This window comes from Sporomusa sp., from assembly GCF_057736855.1.
The window spans coordinates 2649-11684 of record NZ_JBYKYF010000077.1 but is presented as its reverse complement, the minus strand read 5'-3'; the positions used below and the strand labels follow the sequence as shown (position 1 = coordinate 11684).

The 9036-nt window shown below is 41.3% G+C and carries 6 protein-coding genes, 1 tRNA gene, 1 pseudogene and 1 riboswitch; all 8 genes and pseudogenes read left to right on the top strand.

What is annotated here, in order from left to right; genetic code table 11:
* The first annotated feature begins 207 nt into the window (after positions 1–207).
* On the top strand, positions 208–414 hold the full coding sequence (locus tag AC29Z1_RS07115; RefSeq protein WP_488270764.1) for a hypothetical protein: 207 nt from the start codon (positions 208–210) through the stop codon (positions 412–414).
* A 171-nt stretch (positions 415–585) separates the two neighbouring features.
* A riboswitch (Lysine riboswitch) is annotated at positions 586–761 on the top strand.
* Positions 762–859: 98 nt separating this feature from the next.
* Positions 860–2117: pseudogene (locus AC29Z1_RS07110) on the top strand (diaminopimelate decarboxylase family protein).
* A gap of 104 nt (positions 2118–2221) precedes the next feature.
* A complete protein-coding gene (locus AC29Z1_RS07105) occupies positions 2222–3553 on the top strand; it encodes a hexokinase family protein (protein WP_488270763.1) in 1332 nt (443 codons plus the stop codon).
* 77 nt (positions 3554–3630) lie between these two features.
* Positions 3631–3707 (top strand) — tRNA-Arg (locus tag AC29Z1_RS07100).
* A gap of 770 nt (positions 3708–4477) precedes the next feature.
* Positions 4478–5116, top strand: coding sequence for a DUF47 domain-containing protein (locus AC29Z1_RS07095; RefSeq protein WP_488270762.1), 639 nt, complete (start codon positions 4478–4480; stop codon positions 5114–5116).
* Positions 5109–6107 carry an inorganic phosphate transporter gene (locus tag AC29Z1_RS07090; protein ID WP_488270761.1) on the top strand — a complete coding sequence of 333 codons (999 nt, stop codon included), beginning with the start codon at positions 5109–5111 and terminating at the stop codon, positions 6105–6107. The genes AC29Z1_RS07095 and AC29Z1_RS07090 overlap by 8 nt, the downstream gene beginning before the upstream one ends.
* A 177-nt stretch (positions 6108–6284) precedes the next feature.
* Positions 6285–8252, top strand: coding sequence for a methyl-accepting chemotaxis protein (locus AC29Z1_RS07085; protein WP_488270760.1), 1968 nt, complete (start codon positions 6285–6287; stop codon positions 8250–8252).
* A 188-nt stretch (positions 8253–8440) separates the two neighbouring features.
* The coding region (locus AC29Z1_RS07080; RefSeq protein ID WP_488270759.1) for a glutamate--tRNA ligase family protein at positions 8441–9036 on the top strand (596 nt) is incomplete at its 3' end.

The window sequence follows — 9036 nt, the reverse complement described above, 5'->3', positions numbered from 1 at the left end:
GGAAAAGCAGAGTAGGTATATCCCCTGCTCCACTACACTTTATGCTTTACCCCAATATTTGACAAAGAACCTTTTTTTATGGATTTTGTCATTTTACTTTTCCAGGATACTGTGAGCGTGATGTTTGTCACCGCAATTAACTACCGCTTGCTTTATACTAATGGCAGAAGGTATACGGCACATAGTATAGTACTGGGAGTTGATTGCATGTCGCTGTGGCAATGGTTTTGCATGTTAGGAAAAAAAGAACCAAAAAAAGAAGTAGTTTTTTGGCGAACAAGAAAAAAGGGTGGCAAAGCAGCGCCAATATCAGGAGTTGAAATATGTACCCGCATATGTGGGCAAGCCGGGTGCCGCTGTGGTGGCACGATGCGGGGATTACATTGTGTCTGGTCTTATTATCGGGATAAATAAAGTTTATGATCTGATTTGAATTTTTAGGAAAAACGGTTAAACTAAACTTAATGGAGACTAAAATAGACAAAATAAAAACTGAAGGCAGAATGATGTCAAAAGTTCCACGAGATATTGACATTACTTTATTGTACTGATATTATAATCATATTCAAATAGTTTCACATAGTATTTTCCGATAGAGGCGCGGCAAGTCAAGAGTAGGTATTAAGAGCTGGCAGCGATGATGATACTGAAAGGGGCTAGCCGCCGAAGTGAAAGTTTTGGCCGAAAACTTTTGCTGGTCATGTATTGAATAAATGCATGACTGTCACCTGAGATTTATTAGGTGGAGTGCTATCTTGCCAACTGATAAGAACAGTGTTGTGTCTTTAGGCAGTTTGCGGGATTTGGCGCAAACTGCTTTTTTGTACTGTACTATATTTATTGAAGGGTAGGGAAACAAGTGGCTGAAAAGAAATTACCGTTTACGAAAGAGCAAATTTTAGAAGTGATTAAGCAATATCCCACTCCGTTTCACATTTATGATGAGAAAGCGATCAGGCAGAATGTACGTAACTTATTGAAAGCATTTGCCTGGGCGCCTGATTTTAAAGAGTATTTTGCTGTAAAAGCTACTCCCAATCCGTATATATTAAAAGTATTGCGGGAAGAGGGTCTGGGAGCAGACTGCAGTTCATTGCCTGAACTGATTTTAGCAGAAAAGGTCGGATTGAAAGGCGAGGAGATTATATTAACCTCGAATGATACGCCGGCGATTGAATTTAAAAAAGCACGTGAACTAGGCGCTATCATTAATCTGGATGATATTAGCCATATAGATTATTTGGATAAACACGCAGGGCTTCCGGAAATGATTTCATTCCGCTATAATCCTGGTCCACTGCGCGAAGGCGGCAACTCCATTATAGGTAATCCGGAAGAATCAAAATATGGTTTAACTCGCAAGCAGTTGTTAGATGCTTACCGGATTGTAAAGGCTCGGGGAGTAAAACGTTTTGGTATTCATACGATGATTATTTCCAATGAGTTAGATCCGCAATATTTTATTGAAACTGCCAATATGATGTTTGATCTGATTCTTGAAATTTATCGTACCTTAGATATTAAAATTGAATTTGTTAACTTCGGTGGTGGTATTGGTATTCCTTATCGGCCTGAACAGGAACCTGTCGATCTTAATGTTATCAGCCAAGGAATTAAACATGCGTATGAAAGCAAAATTGTTGCTAATGGTCTTGCACCAATTAAAATGGCAATGGAATGCGGCCGGATGATTACTGGCCCTTATGGATATCTGGTGTCAACAGTGCTGCATAAAAAAGAAATTTATAAAAATTATGTAGGCTTAGATGCTTGTATGGCTAACTTAATGCGTCCTGCTTTGTATGGAGCTTATCATCATATCACGGTGCTTGGTAAAGAAGATTGGCCAGCAGGTTATATTTATGATGTTACTGGATCACTATGCGAAAATAATGACAAATTTGCCATCAACCGTAAATTACCGCTGATTGATATTGGACATTGTCGTTATTCATGATACTGGCGCACATGGTCATGCTATGGGGTTTAATTATAACGGCAAACTACGTTCTGCTGAACTGATGCTGAAACCGGACGGCAGTGTGCAGTTGATTCGCCGCGCTGAAACCATTGATGACTACTTTGCAACCCTTGATTTCTCCGGACTGGAAAAATAGGATCGATATAAACAAACTTCACTTGGCTTATGCCGGGTGAAGTTTTGTTTAATTCTTCTTGGGTTAGGGAATAGTAATGTAACTATCGCTAGAGGTGATTGATATTGGAACAATCGTGTAAAGCAGTATCTATAATTGAAGAGGAATTGTATGTATCTACCACCTTGATGAAGGATATTGCATTGCGATTTCAGGCAGCGATGGCTGATGGATTGGCTGGTAAGCCCAGTTCTCTTAAGATGCTGCCATCTTTTATCGGCAGACCAACAGGGCAGGAACAAGGGCAAGTAATTGCTGTTGATTTTGGCGGAACCAATGTGCGGGTGTTATTGCTTGAATTGGCGGGAAACGGCCAGAGCCGTATTGTCGCACGGTGTTCCTTTCCGCTAAGAGATAGGCAGGGGCATTATGATTATACTACTTTAAAAGCATCTGGCGAGGAACTATTTGAGTTTATTGTGGATCATATACGTGAGATTGTACCATCAAATGGCGCATATCCGTTAGGTTTTACTTTTTCATTTCCTTGTCGTCAATATGATGTTGACAAAGCGGTATTGATCAGTTGGACTAAAGAAATTAAGACAACTGGAGTGGAAGGCCAAGATGTGGGGCAAATGTTACAGACGGTGCTAGAAAATAAGGGGTTAGGTCGGATTAATTTACAGGCTGTTATTAATGATACTACGGGAACGTTACTAACATCTTCTTATAGTGATTCAGATACTACAATTGGAGCTATTTGTGGTACCGGGCACAACAGCTGTTATCTTGAGCCCTGCCATCCGCTGACCAATCAGCCGATGATTGTTAATCTGGAGTCAGGCAATTTTGATGGGATACCGCAGACAAAATATGATATTCTTTTAGATCAGGCCAGCGAGAAACCAGGTGTTCAACGCTTGGAAAAAATGGTTTCAGGCTATTATTTGGGAGAACTAATACGTCTTATCGTCAGCTCATTAGGGCAGCTTGGATATATTTCTGGCAATTCTGAAAGACTGTTTACCCCATATTCGCTGTCTACAGAAGACCTTTCAGCAATAGTCAGTGATACATCAGTAGAACTGAGTACTATAGCTAATATTGTAGCTAAGCGTTGGGGTATTACGACCCTACACATAAGTGAGTACAGGAATATTCAGTCAATTGTCAGAATGGTAATGTTGCGCTCTGCGCGTTTAGTAGCGGCTACTTGGGCAGGGGTATTGTTAAAGATTGATCCCGGTCTTGCTCAGCACCATACGATAGCTATTGATGGGTCCTTATATGAAAACATGCATGGATATCATGAGCAGTTGGTTAATGCCATTGTGGAGATGTTTGGCGAAAAAGCCAATCATATTACCATCAAGCTTACCAAAGACGGCTCAGGTATTGGTGCAGGCATTGCGGCGGCAATTGTAAATGATAGTAAATTATTCGTTAAAAAGTAAGTACTATAAGAAAATGTGCTTCTACTATGTTGACAATATTGGATTTGCATAATATACTATCTGTAGTGATTTTACTTGACTCCGTAGCTCAGCTGGATAGAGTGTTTGACTACGAATCAAAAGGTCGCAGGTTCGAGTCCTGCCGGGGTCGCCATTGATAGTAAGGGGTTTACGAGGTTTCGTAACCCCCCTTTTTTGTTTTATGGTATTTTTGCAACAGCCGTACACCTATATGTTTAAATATCGTTAGATTGTTGTTTAAAACAGAAATACCGCCCCTAGCCAAGGACTGCGGTTATTTCCTAAATAATCAAGACCGAGGCTAACCGTTATCGGCTAGACAACCTATAGGGCTGGCGTGTATCGACACGTCAGTTTTTTTATACCATACCTGTTGCTAGCATAGTGGAATAAGGTTGGCAAGCGATAGATTATTTCAGGGAGATGTTTCCTAGGCACAATTAGCGAAAAAGGTCGAAATGCGGTATGAATAACTGTATTGAATAAGACAAGTGATAAATATGAATTATAAAAGAATGTGACATATTGTTTTTTTTTATGTACAATAGGAAAGGAATTGGTTTGTGCCAAGTTTTTTAGGATGGACGATTGCTATGCCATCTGTGGTGATGGTATTGGTGCTATCCGTATTGCGCAGAAACTTTAGTCGCTTTTATATCAATAGAATATAGCCAAAATAAAACATATGGTGCTAAAACATGCTTAATCAATTGGGAATATATTGAAGATAAAGGAGAGATACCATGAGTATAATGCTGCTACTAACAGTAAGTGATGTTAGTATCGAACGAGTGTGTTTCGGCCATTCATAAATTAACAGACGATAAAAAACAAACATTAGAATGCATAGAACATAGAACAGTGTATACTTTAGACAAGTGGCGTACATAGGGGGACTTAGACATGAAATTTAACATTAAACTCAAGCCCAAGGAAGAAAAATTTTTCCGATATTTGAAGGAAAGCACCCAACTGATCCGGCGCGGTGCCGATTTACTGTATGAGACAATGGTTAACCCGGCAACTATTAGCGGCAGTTTAGACGCCATTGATGAATTGCAAGTTCAGGCTGAGGCTGTGAATGCCAAGTTAACGGTATTATTAAAAAAATCATTTATTTTACAGTTTGATCGTGAAGATATCTACGCTATGTCGCAACAATTGGAGTATCTTATGGGAGCTATTAAAGAGTCAGTTGAACGCCTGGCTTTGTATCATCAGACTGGCTCCGTTTCTGAGGGGGCTCGTGAGTTAGCAGCACTGACTGCTAAAGCTGCCAAACAATTGGATAAAGTGGTAGAACATTTTCCAGATTTGAAAAAACAGCGGGTTAAAATTGAAGCACGTTGTGCACGGATAACTCGGCTGGAGGAAGAGGGGGATCGGATTTACCGGCAAGAAATGGCCTACTTGTTCCGTCAGTGCCAGGACCCGATAGAAATTATCAAATGGAAAGAAATTTTATCGAATCAGGAGGAAACGCTTGATTTGTTCGAGGATATAGCCAAACTGATTGGAGGCGTCATTCTAAAATATGCCTGATATAACGTTACTATATTTGGTTGTGGTATTGGCGTTGGCGTTTGATTTTATTAATGGTTTTCACGATACAGCCAATGCGATTGCCACATCGGTGTCCACTCGGGCATTGGCGCCGGAGTATGCAATTATGCTGGCAGCGGTACTGAATTTTGCTGGTGCGCTGTATAGTACAGGGGTAGCAAAAACTATTGGCGGCGATATTGTAAAATCGCCGTCTTTGATCAATCAGGAAGTTGTTATTGCAGCACTGACAGGTTCTATTATCTGGAATTTAATTACTTGGTGGTACGGGATTCCAAGCAGTTCTTCTCATGCATTGATTGGCGGCTTACTAGGAGGCCTGTTGGTAAAAAGCGGTATTGATGCCGTCAATTTTGTTGGTGTTGAAAAAATTGTATTATCATTGATTTTATCGCCCATTATAGCTCTGGTTACCGGCTATTTCGTTATGCTGGTACTGTTGTGGCTGTTTGGCCGTTTTTCGCCTTCCAGTCTCAATAATAAGTTTCAGCGTATGCAACTACTTTCTGCTAGCCTGATGTCATTTTCCCATGGTTCTAATGATGCGCAAAAAGCGATGGGAATCATTACTCTTGCTCTGTTAAGTGCCAATCAGATTACAACTCTGGAGGTGCCTTTATGGGTTAAGCTGTCTTGTGCTACAGCCATGGCCTTGGGGACAGCTAGTGGCGGCAGTAGAATTATTCGTACCATGGGTGGAAAAATATTCAGGATGGAACCAATTAACGGTTTTGCTGCTGATCTAAATTCGTCATTTGTAATTTTTTTGGCCACCCATTTGCACCTGCCAGTAAGTACCACCCATGTAGTTTCTGGCTCGATCATGGGCGTTGGTACAGCCAAGCGGGTTTCGGCTGTTCGCTGGGGTGTGGCGCAGCAGATGGTATTTGCTTGGGGGATTACTATTCCACTCAGTGCTTTGGTCAGTGCCGGGATGTATTGGCTACTTATGCTTTGGCGGGCAGGCTAACAGAGTACTTCCCTTTAAGATAATAGTACTAATAACCCTTCCTACAATAGACAACAGGAATCTACAGCAAATATAAGTACAATTATGAAAAATGTCAATTGCTGAAAATATATGTAGAGGATATAATTAATATGGTGTAAATATTTTGAAAAGCTTTAGTTAAGGGAGGGCGAATAGTTGATTAGTACTAATAGCTTAAAGGTTAGATTAATTGTCTTATTTGTGTTGTTTGCCTTTATTCCAGTCTGTATTGGCGGGATTATCAACGGCTATATAAATGCACAAGCCTTAAAAGCAGTGTCCATGACAGCCAATATGAATACTGCGAAGCAAATTGGCAATGAAATTGCCCGCGTGATTGAAAGTGCGCGGATGGTAAACGATATGTTAGCCGATTCTCCTGCTGCGAAGTCTATGGATTCGGTGGCTGTTAAAGAATTGATCTTAGCGGCCCAGAGACAAAATCCAAATTATGAACTCATAGTCGTTATGGATACAACCGGAATGCAAATTGCCAGAACTTCAGGAACCCTGGCGAACCGCGGTGATCGAATTTATTTCAAAGAAGCCATGACAGGTAAAACCTATATCACTGAGTCATACATATCTGTTTTTACTAATGCTCCCTGTATTACTATTGCGTCACCGATAAAAAATAAGATTGGACAGATCGTTGGTGTGGTAGCTACCGACGTTAGCCTCAAGTCCATCTGGGATATTGCCGATAAAGCTCAGATTGGTCAGAGCGGCTATGTAGATGTTGTCGACCATACCGGAACAATTGTTGCTCACCCGGACAAAGAGCGGATACTCAAAAAAGAATCTTTTATGAACTATGATTTTGTTGCCAAGGTGATCGATGGACAGGTGGGCACATTGGAAACCATCTCTACCCGAGGTGATGAGACGATTACCGTGTATTCACCCATCAGCCAATATCAATGGGGTGTTATTGTTCATGAACCAGTTCATGAAATATTGGCTCCAGTATACAAATCAACCGCTGCCGGTGCAGCAGTTGTCCTAATTGCTATCATTATCGCACTTATTACTGCTTTCTATATAGCTCGTGCTATTGTTACACCTTTGGAAAGACTGGGTGTTGCTGCAGCACTTGTGGCACAAGGCGATCTGACTCATAGTATCGAGATCAGAGGTATGAATGAAATTAACAAGCTCACCGATACCTTTAATGATATGATAACAGCACTACGCACGCTTGTTACTAAAACCTCGTCTACCGCGGAAACGGTAGCTGGATCTTCCAAAGAACTGGCTTCTTCCTCTAGCGAAGTAGGGAAAGCGGCTGAAGAAGTGGCTACAACCATACAAAGCGTGGCTGAAGGTGCTAACAACCAAGTGATTTTGGCCGATAATTCATCCAAGATTATCAAAGAAATGGTTGAGGCCATTGCGAATACTAGTAAAGCAGCCCAATCGGTAGCTGCTGCTTCTGAACAAAGCGAACGGGCTGCGGAAACTGGTACAGAACAAATTAGTATGGCTGTTACTAAAATGAATGAAATTCAAGATGACGTAAGCCAGGCAACCAAGAAGATTCATGCGTTAGGTGAAAAGTCTCGGCAAATTGGACAAATTGTTGATGTTATTACCGGTATTGCCGGTCAAACCAATTTGTTAGCGCTTAATGCGGCCATCGAAGCAGCTAGGGCGGGTGAGCAGGGACGCGGTTTTGCTGTAGTCGCCGATGAAGTACGTAAACTGGCAGAACAGTCAGATGCTGCTGCCCGTGAGATTGCCAGCATTATTCAGGCCATTCAGGCTGAAACGGTAGAGACTGTAACAGCTATTGATAAAAGTGGTCGGGAAGTTGCTGCCGGTGTACAAGTAGTGGAAAATTCAGGAACTGCTTTCAAAGAAATTTACACCGCAATAAAAAATGTACGCGACGAAGTGGTGCGTATTGTTGCTTTAACAGAAGAACAACAACGGCGCAGCATACAGGTAGAAAAGGCTATTTATAGTATTGCTGATGCTGCACGCAAGAATGCAGCAGGAGCAGAACAAGTGGCGGCTGCTAGTCAGGAACAAAATGCCAGTGTAGAGGAAATTGCTGCCGCGTCAGCTAGTTTGGCCCAGATGGCATCCGAACTCCAGCAGGCAGTATTGAAATTTAAGGTTTAAATCATCTTAATACATCCCTAGCTAACTGGTAGCTAGGGATTTTTATTCTCACAGGATGCGAATATTACAAAATTACTATTTTGCCAATACAAAAATTATCATTACTGGTGCTTTGTCGCTTTTGGAAAGGCTAGGAATGTAGTATAATGTAATGATATAGAACGGTGGATACCCTAAGGAGGATTACTATGAGTAGCGAAATGAAAGACATGGATAAAGAACCTGCCACTAATCCCGCTATACCTGCTAATTTCATTGAAGTTATTATCAATGAAGACAATAAGACAGGAAAATACGGCAACCGGGTACATACCCGTTTTCCCCCAGAACCCAATGGCTACCTGCATATTGGACATGCTAAGTCTATCTGCTTGAATTTTGGCTTGGCGCTTAAATATGGTGGTAAATGCAATTTACGGTTTGATGACACCAATCCGACCAAAGAGGATGTTGAGTATGTAGATTCTATCAAAGAAGATGTTAAATGGCTAGGTTTTGATTGGGATGGCGAATATTATGCTTCTGACTATTTTGAGAGAATCTATGAATTAACATTGGAGCTTATCAAAAAAGGTAAGGCCTATGTTTGTGATTTGTCTGCTGAGGAAATTCGCCAATATCGCGGCACCCTGACAGAACCAGGTAAAGAAAGTCCGTATCGAAACCGTTCGGTGGAAGAGAATCTTGACTTGTTTCAAAGAATGCGGGCTGGTGAATTCCCTGAAGGCAGCCGGGTATTGCGTGCCAAAATTGATATGTCTTCCCCGAATCTGAATATGCGCGA

Excerpts from the sequence above, each read along its gene's own strand:
- AC29Z1_RS07090 (WP_488270761.1), top strand. The coding sequence starts at position 5,109 with ATGCCTGATATAACGTTACTATATTTGGTTGTGGTATTGGCGTTGGCG.
- AC29Z1_RS07095 (WP_488270762.1), top strand. The coding sequence starts at position 4,478 with ATGAAATTTAACATTAAACTCAAGCCCAAGGAAGAAAAATTTTTCCGA.
- AC29Z1_RS07115 (WP_488270764.1), top strand. The coding sequence starts at position 208 with ATGTCGCTGTGGCAATGGTTTTGCATGTTAGGAAAAAAAGAACCAAAA.